This is a genomic window from Brevibacillus sp. MER 51 (genome assembly GCF_023714195.1).
In the GTDB taxonomy this organism is placed as follows: Bacteria; Bacillota; Bacilli; order Brevibacillales; family Brevibacillaceae; genus Brevibacillus.
In genome coordinates this window covers 135,564-155,293 of the sequence record NZ_JAMAUS010000010.1, presented here as the reverse complement: position 1 = coordinate 155,293, position 19,730 = coordinate 135,564, and the positions used below count along the sequence as shown (strand labels likewise).

General features: G+C 47.4%; 18 protein-coding genes. 7 read left to right on the top strand and 11 right to left on the bottom strand.

Annotated elements, in window-relative coordinates:
- The first annotated feature begins 55 nt into the window (after positions 1-55).
- Genes M3630_RS21070 through M3630_RS21060 form a run of 3 tightly spaced genes read left to right on the top strand, consistent with a single transcriptional unit; the run spans position 56 to position 2,422 of the window.
- The gene (locus tag M3630_RS21070) at positions 56-310 is read left to right on the top strand and encodes a FeoA family protein (RefSeq protein WP_251253390.1); all 255 of its coding nucleotides are present in this window, start codon (positions 56-58) and stop codon (positions 308-310) included.
- A complete protein-coding gene (locus M3630_RS21065; protein ID WP_237899419.1) occupies positions 307-1,038 on the top strand; it encodes a FeoB small GTPase domain-containing protein in 732 nt (243 codons plus the stop codon). Before M3630_RS21070 ends, M3630_RS21065 begins: the two co-directional genes overlap by 4 nt.
- Positions 1,016-2,422 (top strand): nucleoside recognition domain-containing protein, encoded by a 1,407-nt coding sequence (locus M3630_RS21060; RefSeq protein ID WP_251253389.1) that lies wholly within the window; start codon positions 1,016-1,018, stop codon positions 2,420-2,422. The genes M3630_RS21065 and M3630_RS21060 overlap by 23 nt, the downstream gene beginning before the upstream one ends.
- 83 nt (positions 2,423-2,505) lie before the next feature.
- Here the strand turns inward: M3630_RS21060 and M3630_RS21055 are convergent, their stop codons facing one another.
- The 3 genes from M3630_RS21055 to M3630_RS21045 all read right to left on the bottom strand — a co-directional run bounded on the left by M3630_RS21055 (position 2,506) and on the right by M3630_RS21045 (position 5,300).
- Complete coding sequence (locus M3630_RS21055) at positions 2,506-3,885, bottom strand: hypothetical protein (protein WP_251253388.1); 1,380 nt, start codon at positions 3,883-3,885, stop codon at positions 2,506-2,508.
- Positions 3,882-4,448 (bottom strand): sigma-70 family RNA polymerase sigma factor, encoded by a 567-nt coding sequence (locus tag M3630_RS21050; RefSeq protein WP_483298473.1) that lies wholly within the window; start codon positions 4,446-4,448, stop codon positions 3,882-3,884. The genes M3630_RS21055 and M3630_RS21050 overlap by 4 nt, the downstream gene beginning before the upstream one ends.
- A 111-nt stretch (positions 4,449-4,559) precedes the next feature.
- Positions 4,560-5,300, bottom strand: a complete 741-nt coding sequence (locus M3630_RS21045; RefSeq protein WP_251253386.1) for a GNAT family N-acetyltransferase — start codon at positions 5,298-5,300, stop codon at positions 4,560-4,562.
- 143 nt (positions 5,301-5,443) lie between these two features.
- On the opposite strand from M3630_RS21045, the gene M3630_RS21040 reads away from it, so the two are divergent.
- Together M3630_RS21040 and M3630_RS21035 are read left to right on the top strand one after the other, a co-directional pair.
- Entirely contained in the window at positions 5,444-6,616 is a 1,173-nt protein-coding gene (locus M3630_RS21040; RefSeq protein ID WP_251253385.1) for an NAD(P)/FAD-dependent oxidoreductase, read from the top strand.
- 46 nt (positions 6,617-6,662) lie between these two features.
- A complete protein-coding gene (locus M3630_RS21035) occupies positions 6,663-7,529 on the top strand; it encodes an RNA polymerase sigma-70 factor (RefSeq protein WP_251253449.1) in 867 nt (288 codons plus the stop codon).
- A gap of 65 nt (positions 7,530-7,594) precedes the next feature.
- Here the strand turns inward: M3630_RS21035 and M3630_RS21030 are convergent, their stop codons facing one another.
- The 8 genes from M3630_RS21030 to M3630_RS20995 form a co-directional block, all read right to left on the bottom strand.
- A complete protein-coding gene (locus tag M3630_RS21030) occupies positions 7,595-8,161 on the bottom strand; it encodes an SMI1/KNR4 family protein (RefSeq protein WP_251253384.1) in 567 nt (188 codons plus the stop codon).
- Between the two features lie 30 nt (positions 8,162-8,191).
- Positions 8,192-8,764: a histidine phosphatase family protein gene (locus M3630_RS21025; protein ID WP_251253383.1), complete on the bottom strand. Its 573-nt coding sequence runs from the start codon at positions 8,762-8,764 to the stop codon at positions 8,192-8,194.
- A gap of 186 nt (positions 8,765-8,950) precedes the next feature.
- A complete protein-coding gene (locus tag M3630_RS21020; protein ID WP_285861645.1) occupies positions 8,951-9,244 on the bottom strand; it encodes a methyl-accepting chemotaxis protein in 294 nt (97 codons plus the stop codon).
- Between the two features lie 653 nt (positions 9,245-9,897).
- A complete protein-coding gene (locus M3630_RS21015) occupies positions 9,898-10,740 on the bottom strand; it encodes a PRD domain-containing protein (protein ID WP_047069611.1) in 843 nt (280 codons plus the stop codon).
- A 171-nt stretch (positions 10,741-10,911) separates the two neighbouring features.
- Positions 10,912-12,291: a sucrose-specific PTS transporter subunit IIBC gene (locus M3630_RS21010; RefSeq protein ID WP_251253448.1), complete on the bottom strand. Its 1,380-nt coding sequence runs from the start codon at positions 12,289-12,291 to the stop codon at positions 10,912-10,914.
- Positions 12,292-12,460: 169 nt separating this feature from the next.
- Positions 12,461-13,762, bottom strand: coding sequence for a glycoside hydrolase family 68 protein (locus M3630_RS21005; protein ID WP_251253382.1), 1,302 nt, complete (start codon positions 13,760-13,762; stop codon positions 12,461-12,463).
- Positions 13,763-13,842: 80 nt separating this feature from the next.
- On the bottom strand, positions 13,843-15,183 hold the full coding sequence (locus M3630_RS21000; RefSeq protein ID WP_251253381.1) for a glycoside hydrolase family 68 protein: 1,341 nt from the start codon (positions 15,181-15,183) through the stop codon (positions 13,843-13,845).
- A 33-nt stretch (positions 15,184-15,216) separates the two neighbouring features.
- Positions 15,217-16,539 carry a glycoside hydrolase family 68 protein gene (locus M3630_RS20995; RefSeq protein WP_251253380.1) on the bottom strand — a complete coding sequence of 441 codons (1,323 nt, stop codon included), beginning with the start codon at positions 16,537-16,539 and terminating at the stop codon, positions 15,217-15,219.
- Between the two features lie 754 nt (positions 16,540-17,293).
- Here M3630_RS20995 and M3630_RS20990 point away from each other — a divergent pair.
- Together M3630_RS20990 and M3630_RS20985 are read left to right on the top strand one after the other, a co-directional pair.
- Complete coding sequence (locus M3630_RS20990) at positions 17,294-17,863, top strand: DoxX family protein (RefSeq protein WP_251253379.1); 570 nt, start codon at positions 17,294-17,296, stop codon at positions 17,861-17,863.
- A 233-nt stretch (positions 17,864-18,096) separates the two neighbouring features.
- A complete protein-coding gene (locus M3630_RS20985; protein ID WP_251253378.1) occupies positions 18,097-19,728 on the top strand; it encodes a peptide ABC transporter substrate-binding protein in 1,632 nt (543 codons plus the stop codon).
- The last annotated feature ends 2 nt before the right edge of the window (positions 19,729-19,730 follow it).

Here is a 19,730-nt window from a genome sequence, read left to right as displayed (position 1 = left end):
TCATTTTTGCCCTAAGCCAACAGTTTGTCCTTAACGAAAAAGGAGAGTGAACATCATGCCATCTATCAGCATTCCTTTGTCTGATGCCTTGATTGGAAGCCACATCTGTCTGGATCGTATTGACGTTCAGGGTATACTGCGCAGGCGATTGCTGGATCTCGGATTCGTCCCCGGCAACATCGTGGAAGTCATGCAAAAAAGTCCGCTAGGCGATCCCATTGCCTTTCGGGTAAATAACACGATCATCGCCCTGCGCAAAGAAGAAAGCTCCCTCATATTCGGCGAGTACGTAGGAAGTGACGAAAAATGAGTTCATACACAATTGCGTTGGCAGGAAATCCGAATACCGGTAAGAGTACATTATTCAACACATTGACGGGACTGCGCCAACATACAGGAAACTGGGCAGGAAAGACAGTCGTAATGGCTGAGGGAGAATTCTCTCGGGGAAATACGACTTTTCGGATCATCGATTTGCCAGGTACGTACTCCTTGTATTCCAACTCGGCGGATGAAGAAGTGGCGAGAGATTACATTATCTTCGAGCAGCCTGACGTCACCATCGTGGTCCTGGATGCCACTTCATTGGAACGGAATCTCAATTTGGCCTTGCAGGTGTTGGAAATGACTCCGCACGTTGTCGTATGCGTCAATTTGATCGATGAAGCGAAAAGGCTTGGCATTCGTATTGATCTGGAAAAAATCTCGCAAAGATTAGGCGTTCCCTGTATCGCCATTTCCGCCAGAAATCAAATCGGGATCGAGAATTTGCTCGATCAGGTGGAGAAGGTAGCGAACGGAACCATCGTGTCCAATCCTGTACAGATAACTTACAGTGAACAAATTGAAACCAAGCTGGCACAGTTGGAGCCTCTCATTGAGAAAACCTTGGGTAGCCGTTTTCCGACAAGATGGATCGCTCTGAGGCTGCTGGATGGCGATGAGAGTTTGTTGAATACCTTGCGGGAGCGAATGCAAGAGCCAGCTGAGTCTTTCGGAGAGGAGCGCTTGACCCATGGCCAAACCATTTGCCACTAATCCTTCCGATCCACTGGATGCGCTTCTTTCCGTGGCCCGCGCCTCAGCAGAAGGAAGTGAGATTCGGGACACGATTGTAAGTGACATTTACCGCACCAGTCGCAGTATTTGCAAGGAAGCTGTGACCTACGAAAACAAGCAAAAGCTGTCTAGCGCATACAAGCTCGATAAAATTGTGACGTCCAAAATATGGGGCTACCCGATCATGCTGGCGATTTTAGGCGCGGTATTTTGGATCACAATCGCAGGTGCCAACGTTCCATCTGGAATGCTTGCCGACATGTTCGGCGTTGTCGAGGGTTATCTGACTGCTGGCTTTCAAGCTATTCACGCGCCTGAATGGCTCCACGGGATTCTGGTTCTCGGATTCTTTCGCGGTACCTCATGGGTTGTCAGCGTCATGCTGCCTCCGATGGCTATCTTTTTCCCAGTCTTTGCCTTGCTCGAAAACTTCGGATATCTGCCGCGTGTTGCGTTCAACATGGATCGTCTGTTTAAAAATGCCGGCGGACACGGAAAACAAGCATTGACCATGTCGATGGGGTTCGGCTGTAACGCAGCTGCCATCCTATCAACCCGAATCATCGAATCTCCCCGGGAGCGAATGCTGGCGATTCTGACCAACAATTTCGTTCCGTGCAATGGTCGCTGGCCCACATTGATTTTATTGTCTTCGCTATTTATGGCGACCAGCGCGACCAGTGGATGGCAATCTTTGACTACTGCTCTCATTGTAATGGGTATGGTTATTTTTGGAATCGCTATCACTCTTACGGTTTCCTGGACACTATCCAAAACAGCCCTGCGCGGAGTACCGACACACTATACATTGGAGCTGCCCCCCTATCGCCGTCCGCAGATATGGAAAACGATCCTGATCGCAAGCAAGGATAAATCGTGGAGCGTGCTGAAAAGAGCTGTCATTGTGGCCGCCCCTGCCGGTATCATCACTTGGGTATTGGGTAATATCTATGTCGGTGGAGACAGTATCCTCGCCCATATGGCTGCCTTTTTTGATCCGTTTGCGCAAATCATTGGGCTCGATGGCTATATTCTCATGGCTTTTATTCTCGGTTTGCCTGCGAATGAAATTGTGCTGCCGATCCTTCTGATGGGGTACATGTCCTCCGGTGCCATGGTTGATGTGGAGGGCCTCGACAACATCAAGGATATCTTCTTGCAGCACGGGTGGACTTGGTTGACAGCACTCAACATGATGCTGTTCTCTCTGCTTCATTACCCTTGCGGCACAACCTTGTTCAATATTTACAAGGAAACGAAAAGTGTAAAATGGACACTGCTTTCCGCACTCATTCCGCTCGCCATTGCGGTAGGAGTAACGTTCTTGACTGCCCAGGTGGCAAGAGCACTCGGTTGGGTGTAAATACAGCAAAAAGCCTTTGCGCAATACCAGACCTCCTGGTTCGTGCAAAGGCTTTTTCGTTAATCTTCCAGTGGGAGTCCTATTTATTTTGTAATAGGTATCACGCCATCCAATCTGACTCTCTCAAACTCTAGCCCGCTCATCTCTATCGTATACGTATCCTGTTTCGGTACCCCGAAAACAATCGAGACAGTCTCCTGATTCTCTGCCACAATAAGATCCTGGTAGTTCTGGCCCTCTACGCGTAAGTTAATTTCTTCTGGTCCCTTGTTTGGAATGACAATGGACAGCTTGCCTTTGTCGTAATTTACCTTTTCAATGTTTAGCTGTTTCTTTTTTCCAAACGGTATCGTTTGCGGATATTTGGCATTTATATCAAGCACGAAGTTATCCTTAAGGAGTCGCTTCATCGTCACTTCATTAAAGCGCAGCTCCAGTTTTTCCGGGAGAGTCCCATAGAACAACGACGGAATAAATTGCCCCTTATAGGTATCTGTCTCCTGTACATACTCCACGTTTTCATTCACCTTGTCTTCTATCGCTTGATACTCGTTCCCGCTTCCATCCACCAATTTCATGTTTTCTAATCGATGTAGAACAAACCCATCCTCGAACTTAGCCTCAAGCTCTATCTCTGTCACAGTAGGTAAAGCTATCAATCGGTTCATTTGCAAGCTCGTCACCAGACCATCTGTTTTAAGCACAGCATCTACATCTGCATCCGGTTGGATTACTTTTTCGGCTGCAGTGACAGACTTTGGCAGGGGCAGCAACAGCTCAGCTACCACTACATCACCTCTTGATTTTCGCCTATCAACGATTTGCACTGGCAGGACAGGCTTGGTCTGACCCATCAGCGCCTGCATTTCTTTTTCGTCAATTCGATAATCCGACTTGATTATGAGATAATGCACACCATCGATCATTCGAAAATCCCTTGATCCATGACCTCTTTCTGACAGATTCCCCAACTCTACATTAAAACGGAAGTAGAGCATCTCGTTTCTTGTCGATTCGTCCGGAATTTGCGCGAACTCCTCTATTTTTTCACCGGAGATTAACAGCGTAAACGTAATCCGTCTGTGATCGACCATGGCATCCCTGATCTGATAGACAAGTCCGTCCTTCTCCACTTTCACCTCAGGCAGAATCGGATACCCGTTCTTCAAAGCATGCATGAAACCTTCATCGGGCGTGACCCATTCAAATACCTCCTGGCCTCGCTCTGCACCAGTCAGTCCCCACAAGCTTCCATCAAAGGGCTGAGCAATCTGGAAGAAAAGGGTAGCAGCAACTGCCACTCCGGTTGCCCAAGAGGTTACCTGCCAGCGACGGCGACGCTTCTCACGCTGAATTTTTGTGAGTACTTCCTGCTCGAATTTTTCCAAACGAAACGGATATTTTTCACGAACGGATTGCTTTGCTGACTGGCTCCATTCCCTCCACATGCGATCATCGCTCATCCTTTTACCTCCTTCGACATGGTTTCCTTCAATTGCTTCCTGGCTCGATGCAAACGCGTACGGACGACCTCCTGCGAAACCGAGAGAATATCCGCCACTTCCGCAATCGACAGGTCTTCGTAATAATGCAGGAGGATAACCTGTCTGTATCTCGGTGCAAGGGATTGAATGTATGTGACGATCTCTTCCCGCTTCACCCGGTTCAAAATCTCTTCCTCTACCTGATTGTTTGCCTGCCGATCCATCAGGTCGCCCAAATGATCATCCATCGTCGGAAAAATATTGCGGAACGACCACGACCGAAAATGCTTTTTGCTCTCATTCATCGCGATCTTGTAGAGCCAATGCTTGATCTCTCCGTCCCCGCGGAACTGATCGAGATGTCGATACGCTTGGATAAACACGTTTTGGGTAATATCGTCCGCCAAGGCATGATTCTTTACTGTGAGGCTCACCAGATGAAAAATCTTCTCCCCGTATTGCTGCATCAGCCATTTTAGTCTGGCTTCCCGTGTAACCTCCAGACTCGCTGGTATTGTTTCTGCTTCGTTCAACCCGTTCACCTCATCCGTTAAATGCTTGCTATTAGGTATGATCCATCTCACAGCAAAAAGGTGACAAAAAATGCAAAAAGAAACCGCTGTGGTTTCCACAACGGCTACTTCGCTATCGCTCTACAAAAAATGCTGCATCCAAATATTCGGCTCGATATATACCACTTCGTCCTTTTCCACGTCGACCTGCACCGGAACTAATGCGTCAGGAATGATGTACGATCCAGACTCGGGAAATTTCATCCCAGTCCAGCTTTCCCAATCCGCCAGACTTCCTCTGATCAGCATGGATTCCGGCGCTACCTGCATGATCGTCGCTCCCAGTTTCCAATGCGTGCGCACCCACGGATCAAACGGAGCGTCATCGGTTGTTTTCCACTGAACATACTTGTCCATGGGCGTGAGCGGGTACTTGTGCTTGAGCGATGGACGTACAGGTGCCACCAAGTGCACCAAGCTATTTTCCTTGGCGATATCCTTCATCGCCGTAACCATCTGCTTGCTCAGACCGAGTCCGCGATAGCGGGGATCGATGGAGATGGAGAGGGCCGATAACGCGTTAGGCTGTATTTCTTGGCGGTAGTCTTCAATCCCTTGCAGAAAGACATCATCCCAGCCTTTTGGCAGCCCTTCCGCAGTGCCATCCCAATAAAATGGAATCGCATTTCCTACAGCCATCACTTTGTCAGCCTCGTCTGTCAGCATAAATTGATAAGGAGAGAACCAGTCATACAGATGACTGTAATATTCATTAGCCACTTCGTCATTCAGCATGAAGGCAGACCAGCTTGCTTCAATTAGTGCATCAGCTTGATCGTTTAGATCTGATCTTTGCGCGAAAGTGTAGATGTTGTATGACATGCTTGGAATCCTCCTACAAACGCAGATGTCTAGCTTCCCATCTATTCCCTATTCGATTTTCTTCGACATTTTCCTCTTGGGATGTGTCACACAATCACCCCCTCTCTCGTTATATGGTCAAACCAAACGAGGAGCTGATTGGTATGAAAGAGCAAACATGTGTGATTGTCGGAGGCGGGTACGCAGGTATCCACGCACTAAAAGCCGTTCGGGATACATGCAAAGGACGCCCGATCCGCTTCATCTTAATCGATAAAGAACCTCATCACCTTCGAAAAGTCCTGTTGTTCAAACCAGCTGCTGCCAAAACGGATATTTCCATTCCGCTAAAAAACCTGTTTCCAGAGGGCGTCGAATTTGTGCAAGGTGCAGTCACGTCGATCAAAGGGAAGGAGAAAACCCTCTTATTCCGGAACAAAAACAGCCAAGAACAGGCGTTACCCTACGACATGCTCATCTTGGCAGTAGGAAGCGTCATTCGCCAACCGGAGCCAGAACAAGGCGGCATCGCTTTGACGGGCGTAGAGGCGGCCGAGGCAGTTCGGGATAAGTGGCTTGCCAATATGCACCAAGCTGTCCAAGAGAAGCAGCCATCCGAACGTGAGCGATTGTTGACGCTCGCCGTTGCGGGAGCTGGCATCAGCGGGATGGAGACCGCTGCGGAGCTGGCTTTTGCCATGCGCGAGGAAGCGAAGAACCTGGGCATTCATCCTGCTGAAGTCAAGGTCTATCTCGTCAACGCACAAAGTCGTTTGTTTACGGAGGGTCCTGCCAAAATGGGGCGTAAGCTGGAGAGTGCGCTCACGGATGGCGGCGTTACCATTCTGCATGGTCAAAAGGCCCTTCATGAGCGGGACGGAATGCTGACGCTAGACAGTGGTCACACGCTTGCTGTCGGGCTGTGCGTCTGGTCGCTCGGACTCCAGCCTAATCCAGCTTTGCGCAGCATGGGCCTGCCACTGACCACGCACGGACAGGTGGTCGTCGATGAATCCTATCGTGTAGCGGGAACGCCTGGGGTGTACAGTATTGGCGATTGTGCACGCATCGTAGATCCAACCAGCGGGCAAGCAGACACGATGACATGTAAGGAAGCCTCCGGTCAGGCAATACGTTTGGGCAAAATTGTGCTGGCCGACTTGGATGGAACCCCTGCCCCCACTCACAAAAGCTACATGGACATGTACTGCGTCGGACTCGGCCCTGAACGCGGAATGGTTTGGACGAGAAAATGGGGACTGGATATCATTTTGACAGGGAAATTGGCGTGGAAGCTTCGCCAGTTCACCTGGAATATTGCCAGCATGATAAAATAGAAAAAAAGAGGGAAGTACGAAGACACAAGAGGAAGTGACACAGACCATGGAGGCTCTGTACAAACAATATAAGGGGCTCATGTTCCGCCTCGCCTATCAGATGCTTGGCTCGGCCACAGATGCGGAGGATATCGTGCAGGACGTATTCGTGAAGGCCCATGATGTCTCGCTGGAACAGATGCTTGAACCGAAGGCTTACCTGTGCAAAATGACCACAAACCGCTGCCTCGATTTGTTAAAATCAGCCCGCAAAAAACGGGAGCTGTATACTGGGCCATGGCTGCCAGAGCCTATCTCTACCCCTGATGCAGACAGCTATGATTCTGTCATTACCAAAGACTTGCTATCTTACGCCATGCTCGTCCTGTTAGAGCGACTGTCTCCCCCGGAACGAGCAGTGTTCGTCTTGCGAGAAGCCTTTGACTTCCAATACGACGAGATTGCTGAGCTGATTGGAAAAACTGAAGCGAATTGCCGCAAGATCGTGAGTCGGGCTAAAAAGAAAATGGGGATTGACCCAAAGGAATCTCATCTCACCGCAGACAAAGAGCTCGGCGAAGAATGGATCAGCCGTTTTCTGTCTGCGCTGGAGCACGGAAATGTCGAGAGATTACTCACTCTGCTTGCCACAGATGCGGTATTGCTCTCCGACGGCGGCGGCAAGGTCACCGCAGCCCTGCATCCGATCTTATCTGGCAAACGCGTGGCATCCTTCTTACTCGGCTTGATGCGGGGCTTATCGAAGCGTCCAGATTTCGCTGTAGAGTTCGCACCTTTAAACGATCAGACCGGATTTGTAATCAGACTGGACGGCAGAATCGACACCGTGGTGTTTTTGCATATTGAACACGGAGTTATTCGTAACCTCTACTTTGTGAGAAATCCTGATAAGTTACGATTCATAGAGCCGTAGTCGGCTCCTAGCGTAGAACACAAAACCCTCTTTCCTATTTTCGTGAAAGAGGGTTTGATTTCGCGTCATGAACGTTCCAAAAAAGTGTGGTCAAAATAAGTTTTGAAATTCGGGTACAAAAAGACTAGTGACTCTTTCAGCTTGCTGCGGTCCGTATTTTCTTCATCCATTTCAAACAAAATTTCATGGTCAATTTCATAGATTCCATACTTCTCTTCATCCAGACTTTCTTGCAAATCGATACATCGTATTTTTCCGTACTCTGTATCCCATGAAAAAGGAAGGTAGCCTAGCTTGCAAAGCAATGGATTGTACATATCCTGAATACGCTCGAATGGTTCATCAACCCCTTGTTCAGGAATGACGTCGAAAAAATGATGATAAGTAGAAATGAAGGCTTTATACCACTCCGGAAATGTCAATCCAAATTCTCCTTCGAGTGCAGCCACATCCTCCTGACTTACGCTAGAAGGAACCAGCTTCCATCTGGACCATTCTTCATCGGCATCAGCTACCTTCATGACATCAGGGACGTCTGGCCGCATCCATCTGCAAAAGCCTTCTTCTGTCACTTGGTTATATCGAGCGTAGTAAGCTTCAAAACCATTCTTGATATACTCTCTTATTTCCATATAGTAAGCCTCCTTTTTCCTAATAGGAAGTCAGTTCTTCCATAATCGCTTCGTTTCCACGAGTACTTCATCCTGGAATTCCATCTTGTAAATATCAGGCTTGGACGTCGTCCATAAAAAATCCAAGTCGTACTGACTGTCAAAGTACCCCATCATTAATGTCATTACAGCACCATGTGTTCCGATTACAACTTTCTGCCCTCTGTATTGCTCTAAAATGTTTCGGAACGTATTTACCACACGATTCCGGCAAATTGTGATGGACTCTCCTCCAGGTAAAGAGAAGTCTGGCTCAGTAAACATCTTCTTTACTAATGGATACAACTCGTTATCGGCCATGGTCTGATTGTTTCCGATAAAAACGAGTTCTCTCAGCTCTTCAAAAACCACGATCTCTTTCCCTACGGATTGGGCTAATTCTTCTATGGTTGCCATTGCTCTTTTATACGGACTTGAAATGAACGTATCTATCTCCTCATCTTTCAACAATTGCGTAATGATACGGGCATCTGACTTTCCTTTTTCAGTCAGTCCTCGTGTTTTTTCGTCCCCTTCGTTTTTTGGTGACTCTCCGTGCCTGACCATGTAAATAAAGGTTTTCATACATACCCTCCGTGGAAACTTTTTATTTTCCGCCCAACATCCTTCCTGCAAATATATTACAACAAAAACCCCTTTCCGTTTTGAGCAGAAAGGGGGCACTTTTAGATTTTGAACCGATGCACGATCTCTTCCATCGTCTCCGTCAAGCCGACATTTCGCTCGGAAATAGCCGCGACCTGTTGGTTGTTATCCGCAATAATTCGAGATTGCTCTGTGATCGCCTCTACACTGTGCGCACTTTTCTCCATCGAGTTCGTCACTTGCTCCTACGGATTCGCCCGTAACCTGGATAATGCGTTGAATATCAATCACAACCTCGGACGATTGTGTCGCCAGTCTGCGTATCTCATCCGCTACGACAGAAAACCCTCTACCACTGTCTCCCGCACGTGCAGCCTCAATCGCCGCATTTAACGCCAACAGATTCGTCTGCTCAGAGATCGTGAGTATCGCCTCTGCCAACAGGTTAATTTTTTCCATCGATTCCTTCGAGTCAGTGATCGCAATTTCCGTTTATTGGTTCCAAAAGTGAAATAGCAGGATTACAGCAAAGCGTTACAAGCAGCGTTGCAACTGCTGCAGGTTCCCGAAGGATATCAATTAAAGAGCGCTCAGGAGCATAAGCAGAATCAGGATGTAGTTTGGGTATTCTGGTACGAAAAAATTTCCAGGGACAACAACGGGCTTGGCGGTGAACATTTTTCCTTGTTGTTGAGAAAAACACAGCGGGTTTGTTCGAAAAATTGGAGAACTTGTGGATTGACAATCATGACGAAACAATCGATGTGACTAAAGGGGATAAGCATGAATCGGTGACCATCTCGGGTATGAAATACAAATGCTACCTTCCGGAAGAGAATAATTACGCGTGGGTGTAGAAAAAGACAATCCCTTCTGGGATGAAGCCTTTCTTTTATTGTTAACGGATGTGTGGTCGTGCGCAGTCTTTTTCCCTGTGCTGTTTCTTACTGTGATCTTCTCATCATGTTTGTCGAGCTTATCAAACACTTCGGGCTCCACTATATTTAGAATTTCCCGGGACCTCTTTCTGGTCTCCTCCTTGCATGGATAATGTTCATGGGTACTTGAAAAAAACTCGCTTCCTTAGGGCAAGCGAGTCGCATTCGTATGGGTTAACCACTCAACACTCTACTATAAATCCTTTGAATCTGCATCGTGATGTAGACCAATTCCATCTCGGGGAACTCAAAATCATATTCCTCTTGCGCAAATTCACCTACTTTTTGTGCGCATAAATAAGATTCCTCGTACTGTTCTTTTATGATCTGGGACATTTCCGGTTCTATATCATGAAACGATTCGCCAAACTCCGCCCGTTGTACTGCAAAGCGCAAATGTGTGACTAATCGCTCATAGGAAACCGTTTTCTCCTCAATCTTGATTTTCAAACTGCTTTCGATCAGATCGATCATATCCCGTATCATAGTGGTCATATCCATTGTTTTTGCCATATCTCCCGCGTTTATCCTGGCAGTGTGGATATGCAATGCAATATAACCGACCTCATCTTCGGGAATTTCTATCCCTAGCTTCTCTTTTATCAATGCTTTCGCCCAGCAACCGATTTGAAATTCTTTTGCATACAAAATTTTGATTTCGTTCAGCAAGGTATTTTTAATGACCATTCCCTTCATTAATCTTTCTAGGGCGAAGGACAAGTGGTCGGTCAAAGCGATATGAATATGGTCATGCAAGGTTATCCCTAGTTCTTTTTCCGTATGGGAGATAATTTCCTCAGCCACTTGGATATGTTCTTCAGGAAGTGTTATTAATATCTCTTCGAACTTTCCGTACTCTTGCCATTCATTCATGACAAATACTTTTTCTATCTTTGAAATGTCTACCAGATCATTCTTTTTTTTCTGGAAAGCGATCCCTAAGCCCATAACGATCTTTTCTTCTCCCTGATCCTGGACAACGACCGCGTTGTTATTTAAGATTTTTTTAATTTTCATGGTATCCCTCCTGTCTATCCTCCCGTCACCTTCCCCATTTACTAGGTGAACCATGATGAGAAAAATTACATCTGCGAGGAGCTCCATTACCTTTCATTTTACCGTAACCATCACCCATATAACGCATCCAATTTGGACCAGGAAAACCTTCTCCCGGGTCATCAGAATGATTTATTCCTCTTCGGTAAATCTAAGTATCCATGTCGAGGTGAAAGCGGTAGTAACCGCAATAGCTAGACCAATAAGATAATGGACTGCGTTTGATATTCCTAATGGAGTCACGAGCGCAAGCATGGGGATTCCGGTTAAGCCATATGCGTTGGCAACCACGTGAGCACCTACGACATATGCCCCGCCCACCCCCCCTCCAATGGCCGCTCCTATAAAAGGGGTGACTAACCTCAAATTGATGCCAAACATCACGGGTTCAATAATGCCAAAAAAGGACGAAAGAGCAGCAGGTATCGCAATCTTCTTCAGTTTGTCATTTTTCGATTTGAAAAAAACGGCTAAAGCAGCTCCACCTTGGGCCACGTTAGCCATGGACCAGATCGGCAGCAAAAAATTGACACCAACCTTCGGATCGGCTAGCAACCCTACCTCAATGGCGTGCAAACTATGATGCAAACCAGTAACGACGAATAGCGCATAAAATCCGCCAAACAGGAACCCTGCCACCAGTCCAGCATACTGGTAGACATATTCCAAGCTACCAGAAATCATCTCCCCGATCATCATGCCCAAAGGGCCAATCGCTACGAGGGAGACAATCCCGGTAAACGTAATGGTGATAAAGGGGATGAGCAATAAATCTAATGACTGGGGTATGAATTTTCGCAGGAGTTTTTCAAACCAGCTCATTACGTATACCGACAACAAGATAGGAATCACCGTACCCTGATACCCGATCAACGCGATTTCAAGCCCAAACAAATCCATATATTCCGGGGTGCTGTTCCCCAGCTCTGCAGGGTTTAATAATGACGGGTGGGTTAATATCCCCCCAATCACTGCACCTAAAATGGGATTGCTGCCAAATTCCTTGGCTGCGCTAAAGCCAATTAATATCGGAAGAATAATGAACGATGAGCTGGAAAACATGGTGAGCATCTTCATCCATGCGCTATCCATCGTGATCCAACCAAAAGCCTTCACCATACCAAGCAGCCCCATGAGCAAACCGCTCACTACGATAGCGGGAATAATCGGTAAAAAGATGTTGGTTAGTGTCTTTACAAAATGAGTGAATGGATTCATCTTTGGCGCCTTCTCCATCCGCTCTTTGGATGGATTTGTCTGTGCGATCTCGATCGCCTCGACAAGTGCCTTGTACACTCTGTTTACTCTGCCGGTCCCAAAGATAATTTGGAATTGTCCGCGCCTGGAAAATACCCCTTCTACGCCATCCATTTTTTCGATGGCTGATATATCCGCCTTTTCTTCATTTCGAAGAAGCAAGCGTAATCGAGAAGCACAGTGGGTAGCGTCAGCAATATTTTCCTCACCCCCTACCAGAGGCAACAACTCTTGAACAAACTCTTTTGATTGCATCAGCTTTGCCATCGTCTGTTCCTCCTCTTTTGTATAAATAAGGGAATCGACTACGTCCCGCTTATCATTCCATGAAAACGAAAGAATCATGAATGGATGTCCACTAGAATAAAGACGCTCAGCAACTACTGAACGCCAAAAACTTTCTATTGCCAACCTCTCTTGTTTTTTAACGGAACACGCCTTGCTTTTTCTCATGAAGAATCCTAGTCTTGTCATCCGCCATGGAGATTTTTAGAGATGGTGCCAGCATTCCACCGAAATGCTCCTTTTGATAGTCTGGTGTTTGTTCGCCAATTTGCTGGATGTCTTTTCCCTCTACATGGACATAGTTGACAAAGCTAATAACCGTACCGTTTGGCATGACCATCCAAGAGTATGTTTGATACGGATTGTCTTTTGGATTGGAAATCACTAGTCCGCTTCCATTCAGGGGTTTATACCCGCCAAATAAGGACCCGGACACAAAACCGTATAATCCTTCCGGCGCATCGAGACCTGGCGCGAACTTTTCATGGTGGGTTTTTGCAAAAAGATAGTATTGATTGCCTTTTACAATAATGCTTGGACGCTCCAGCTCGTCATTTACACAGTTGGCTTCCAGTAAAGGGGGAAGAGCCTCAAATTCCGTCAGACTGTCAGAAGACGCTTTGGCAATGCCGATACTCGCATTATAAGGTTTTGAACTGTCAGGCTGACAAGCCCGCTCTGACAAGGTTCCTGCGGAGTTGGCCTCAAATAAAATATATTCTTGTCCGCTCTTTGGGTCTTGGAAGAAGTAAGGATCACGGAAGGCGTAAGAAGATTCACCTTGGTTGGACTGACTTTCTGTTTGATAGTATTCACCATCCGGTTCCAGGATGATTTTGTGTTCAGACCAATTTTTAAACGCCACAGAGGCATTGGTTGTTATGATATCAGCGGTAGCCGTAGCCAAACGCTGTTCGTATGTGAGTTTTTTTTCATTTTTACGTCCGGTCGCTGTATAAAAGATATGGACTTTTCCATCTTTGTCAATCATGGCAGAGCCTGCCCATTGCCTTGAACCCAATGCTTTTCCGTCATCAAACAAACGTCCGCCCAACTGCCAGCTCTTTCCGTCCTTTGCGTAGAAATAGCGGATTTCCGCCGTATCGTGGCGTTTGCCAGGAATCACGTCACTTGGCACCGTCAGAGCAAAAATAACCTTATAGCCATTGACAACTGCTGGATGGCCATTTCGGTCTTGCAGCGGCCATGTATCCCATACCAGAAAGTCCTCTGAAAGTTCCTCAAGCTCCTCCTTGTTGATGACAGGTGCTGTATTCTCTTCATTCATCTTTATTTTGCTGACATCTTCGCGCGTCCAATCGAATGTAGCTGCGGTTTCCTGGGCGAAGACGCTTGAACTGATAACCGGGGCTAGAATAGCCGAAAAACCGATAACTGCTGCTGAAAGCATTTTCCCGGCATTTTTTGTGTTCCAAAACATGGGTATGCAGCCTCCTACCGTCACTTGTTTTTAGAAAAGAATAGAAGGTCAACCGACAACTTTCGGTTGACCATTCTTATTTATTGCTTGATCCAACCTGGCTCGTACTCTTGTTCCAATTTTGTGCGATCGTCTTTGATCGACAGCTTCACCGTCGGAGCCAATGTTCCGCCAAAGTGGCTGAATTGGAATTCCGGAGTCTGATTGCCGACATCGCCGATGGACATGTTGCCCAGATCGCCAAAATGGGCGAAACCGACCACGTTCAAGTTCGGAAGCACCAACCAGGAATATGCTTGGTATGGATTATCAGCCGGATTGGCCAAGACCAAACCGCTTCCGTTCAGCGGCTTATATCCGCCGATCAGCTTGTCTGAAACGAATCCGTACAGTCCGTCCGGTCCGGTGAGTCCATCCGCATATTTATTGATGTGGCTGTCGGTAAACAGATAATACTTTTTATCCTTCACCACAATATGCGGGCGCTCCAGTTCTTCATTTACGTAGTTGGCTTCTACGAGCGGAGGAAGCATTTTGATTTTGGAAAAATCGCCGCCCTCCACCTCAGCGATGCCGATGTTGCCGTTAGCGTGTACGGCACCTGAAGGCACGTTTTGCTGCCCGGCAAATTCAGGACTGCCGACATATTCCGGTTTCAACTTGCGGTCGGCAGCAGAGCCTCCAGAATTCCCTTCAAACAGCAGGTATTCTTTTTTCGTCTGCGGGTCTTTGAACCACATCGGATCGCGGAAAGCGTACCCCCCGCCTTCACCCTGCTGCGCTTGTTCTTTGGTCTGATAGTATTTTCCGTCCGGCTCCAAAATGATGCGGTGATCGCCCCAATTTTCGAATCGGACTCCGCTGTTGTCCGCGACGATATCGCCGGTAGCCATGGCCAAACGTTGTTCATAGGTCAAACGCTCTTCGCCTTTGTGTCCGGTTGCGGTGTAGAACGCATGGATTTTGCCGTTATCCATCATAGCCGATCCAGCCCATTGGCGGGAACCGAGCGCGGATCCGCTCGGGAACAGCTCGCCACCCAGCGTCCAATCTTTTCCGTTTTTCGAATAAAAGTAACGGATCGTGGCAATGTCGTGCACTTTGCCCGGCAGCACATCACTCGGTGCGGTAAGCGCGAATATCACTTTCCAGCCTTTGATCGAGGCTACATTCCCGTCACGGTCTGTCAGTGCCCACGTATCCCACATGTGATAGCCCGGCGCCAATTTCTCCAGTTTGCTGATGTCAGTGTACGGCAAGGTATTGTCTTGATTCAGCTCGATTTTCGATGCCTGCTCGCGGGTCCAGTTGACCGTTTGCTCACCGCCCTCGGCATACGCCGAGAGCGCAGTGAGGCCGGAAGCGACAACGCTTGTTGCCAAAGCCAGCGCGGTCAATGCTTTCTTGTTTTTGCGGATCATGTTACCGCCCCTTTCGTTTATGGCTATGCGTGCTTAGCGATTCGGGCCGAACGGTTTGATTTCACCTTGTTTTCCCTCTTTGGTAATGACCGATTTGTCGCCTTCCAGGTTTACCTTCAACGTTGAAGAGAAGGTACCCCCGAATTTCACTTCCCCGTTCTCATCTTTTGGTTCGTTAATGAAGCTGATCACCTGTTGGTTCGGAAGCACCATCCAGGAATACGCTTGGTAACCGTTTTCCGCTGGATTCCCGATAACCAAGCCGCTGCCGTTCATCGGTTTGTAATCACTTCGCAGACCCTTCCCGACAAAACCGTATACGCCGTCCGGGCCGGTCAAACCAGGTGCGTAGGTGAAGGTATGGCTGATCGTGAACAGGTAATAATCATCGCCATTCACCACGACGTGCGGACGTTCCATCTGATGGTTGGCCCCAACTGATTCGAGCAGCGGAGGCAGCAGTTTCAATTTGGTGATGTCGTGGTCAAGCACTTCCGCGATGCCGATATTTCCGTTGTACAATTCCGCGCCTGCCGGAACCGAATGGGTTTTACGGTATTCTTCGTCACCGATGTTTTCCGGCTTCAAAGAATAGCCACCGCCGGCCTGGCCTTCGAAAATGATGTACTCTTTGCCGGTGTTCGGGTCTTGGAAGAAGAACGGATCACGGAACGCCGTGATGATATTGCCTTTGAACTGATCAATCGTTTCGTAGTACTTTCCGTCTGCTTCAAGAATGATCTTGTGTTCACCTTCGTTCGTGAGATGCACGCCATCTTTGTCGGCGCCGATATCGAACGTAGTTTTGGCGATGCGCTGCTCAGCCGTTTGAGCCCATCTGGATTCGTCCCAATTGTTTTTATCCCCGGTTGCCGTATAGAAGAGGTGGACTTTGCCTTTCTCATCCAGCATGGCTGTTCCGGCCCATTGCATATGACCTAACGCTTTGTCTTTGTTATAGGGAATGCCGGCGTATGTCCAGTCTTTGCCGTTTTTCGAGTAGAACATTCCGATGCTTGCTTGCGTATGACGTTCACCCCAACCCAGAGAGCGCGGAGCGACCAAGGCGAAAGCGACTCTGTAACCTTTGACAGTTGCAAGGGAACCGTCTCTGTTCTGCAGGGGCCATGTGTCCCAAACCCATTGGTCCGGTGCGACGAGCTTGAAATCCAAATCGACCGGTGGAGCGGTTGTCTCTTTCGTGAGAGCAACTTTTTCCGCTTGCTGGCGCGACCAAATCGAAGTGTGATCATCACTGACTTCGGCGGCTAATGCTGGGATGGCTGCAAGCAAATTGGCAGCGATCGCTGTGGATAAAGCTAGATTCCTAAACTTAGGTTTGCTGGATTTTCTCATTTTCTTAAATCCTCCCTTTACATCATGAATTGCAGCAAAGTTACCTATTATGAGAATATTGAGAGATTGAAAACTCTGCTCTTCTCCATTGACAGGACACAAAAAAGACCTAAAACGCGTAAGGGACTGTATAGCGATAGCCATACTTCACCCATCTCACGTCTCAGGTCTTGCCTGCTTAGCAGTAACAATCCTGCGGTATTTTGTTCGCATCCTCATTCTATTGTCTGTGAATTACGATTTCAATAGTCAAAAATACCCTTTCCTACAGATCGAAACAAAGGAGAATATTCCCGGACTGTAAATAGCACCTTTCTAATTGGAACCTTAGTTAATCCTCCGCTTGGATCGGATATTTTTTCTTTTGCTATTACTCTTGATCTACATCTCTTCCTTAATTCTTAACGGTTCAGCGTGACCTCTCTCCTGCATTCTAGCCTCCAGCAGACGATCCAAATGTACGATACCGGAGCTAATAAACATGATGATTAATAAAGAGTAAAAACAGAGAAATAACAATAACCAACAGTAACATCACCACTCGTTCATAATTTACCACATCTTAACTTGTCAATCCTTTCATGATTTTGCTGTATTTTGGAAATATATACACTAGGATTTACCATTAACACCGTGCTTATAGTGTCAATGAACACCGTATGAACTTATGCCCAAAACCGCACTGTACCGCCATTTGTTATGTTAAAATCGGCTCGAACAAAGATGTGCAAAACGTATGTAGGAGGACACCCACATGCAAAACCGTCAAAACGAAATTATTATTCCTGAAAATCCTGTTTCACACTTTCTGTTCACCAGTACGAAATCCGCTGCGATCTGGTTGATTATCAGATTGTATGTTGGCTATTCATGGATTACTGCCGGATGGAAAAAAGTCCAGTCCGATAGCTGGACGGGAGATGCGGCTGGCGGAGCGATTCAAGGGTTCGTAAAAGGCTCCTTGGCAAAAGCAGCCGAAGGAAAGGACGTAACCGGGTGGTACGCCTGGTTCCTGGAAAATATGGTATTGCCAAATGCCAAGGTGTTCGGCTTCCTCGTTGCTTATGGTGAGGTACTCGTCGGACTCGGCTTGATTCTCGGCTGCCTGACAGGGATCGCAGCGTTTTTCGGCGGCTTGATGAACGTCAGCTTTCTGTTCGCAGGAACGGTCAGCACCAACCCACTTCTTTTTGTTTTTGCTACTTGGCTCGTTCTGGCTTGGAAGGTTGCGGGCTGGTATGGTCTTGACCGCTGGGCGCTTTCTTATCTCGGAACACCTTGGACGAGAAAATCGCGCGATGGTGTTTTGCCGATGAACAAGTAATATGTTTTTCCTCTCGAATGACAAAGCCACCTATTTCGGGTGGCTTTTGTTGTCCCTTCAGCTAGATAATTAATAAAGTAACGGACAAATTGTATGAATTTATTCCAACATGTACCCGTGATTTCCAATGAATATTTATACATGATGTTGAATGACTGTCTGATTGCTGTGCATTATTCTTTTGAGGAACTATAAATTTTCTCATTTTTCTAATAATTTAACAGGAGGACAGTATGAACAAGTGGCTACTAGGCATTTCTACTGCTGTTTTGTTGTTTAGTCTCTCGGTCGGCTGTAGCTCGAAGCCCGCCGACAACCTCCCATCCCCTCCAACGGAAGCGACAGCAAAGCCTACTACATCAGAGCCAATGGTCTTGCAATGGAGCATCACCGGGGAGCCGTCTACGATGGATGCCGGCATTGCAACAGATTCGACCTCAATGGACATGATCAATCTCACCTTCGAAGGACTGACCACCGTCGACCGTCAAGGCCAGATGATCAACGCCATCGCGGAGAGCTACACGCATACTCCTGACTTCACTCATTTTACTTTTACCATTCGAAAGGACGCCAAATGGAGCAATGGCGATCCTGTTACCGCTCACGATTTTGAGTACGCCATCAAGCGCAATCTCGACCCCAAAACTGCCTCCGGCTACGCGTATCAGCTCTTTTATATCAAAGGAGGCGAGGATTTTTACTCTGGTAAAGGCAAACCAGAAGACGTCGGGGTAAAGGCAAAGGACGACTACACACTCGATTTCACCTTGCGCTCACCAACACCGTTTTTCCGCGAATTGACCTCATTCACTACCTACTATCCGCTTCATAAAAAGACCATCGAGAGCAATCCCCAGTGGGCAACAGAAGCGAAAACAATTGTCGGCAATGGACCGTTTATCATGGATACGTGGGAGCACAAATCCAAGCTCTCTTTCAGCAAAAGCCCTACTTATTGGGACAGCGCCAACGTCAAGCTGGACCAGATCCATATTGTCATCATCGAGGATAACAACACCGCCCTGTCCATGTTTGAAAATGGTGACCTGGATTGGGGAGGCTACCCTTCCTTTGGCTTGTCTCCAGATGCAGTCGGTCAGATCAAGGAAGAGGGCAAGCTGCTCGTCGCAGATAATCCCGGCACCAAAGCTGTCATTTTCAATACAGAAAAGCCCCCTTTTACCAACAAAAAAATTCGTCAGGCGTTTTCGTATTCGATCGACCGACAGCAATTGGTGGATAACATCCTGCAGACCGGCGTCCCACCCGCGTATGGCTGGGTTCCCGTTTCCATGGGGTTGAACCCGGACGGCTACTTTAAAGAGAATGTAACGAAGGCGAAGCAGCTTTTGGCAGAAGGCATGAAAGAGCTCGGGCTGACTCAATTCCCTAAGGTCACGTACTACTACGACACTGGAGAAACGGACAAGAAATTGGCTCAAGCACTTCAGGACGAGTGGAAGAAAACATTGGGAGTCGACATTGACATTCGTACCTCGGAATGGAAAGTGTTCAACGAGGATGTCCAAAATGGCAAATACGACTTCGGTATCTGGCTATGGGGGGCCGATTTCAACGACCCGATCAATTTCCTCGAAATGTACAAGGACTTGGGTGGCAACAACGTCGTTCGCTTCGACAACAAGGAATACCGCGATCTACTCAATAAGAGCTACTATGAGACCAACGAGAAAAAGCGCAAGCAGTTGATGTTTGACGCCGAAAAAATTCTCATGGAAGAAATGCCACTAGCACCGCTGCACTTCCGCGGCAATGCTTATGTAAAAAACGACAAGGTGAAGGACTTTGTGATCTTCCCTCTCGGCGGTTCCTACTTTAAATACGCGTATATTGAAAAATAACA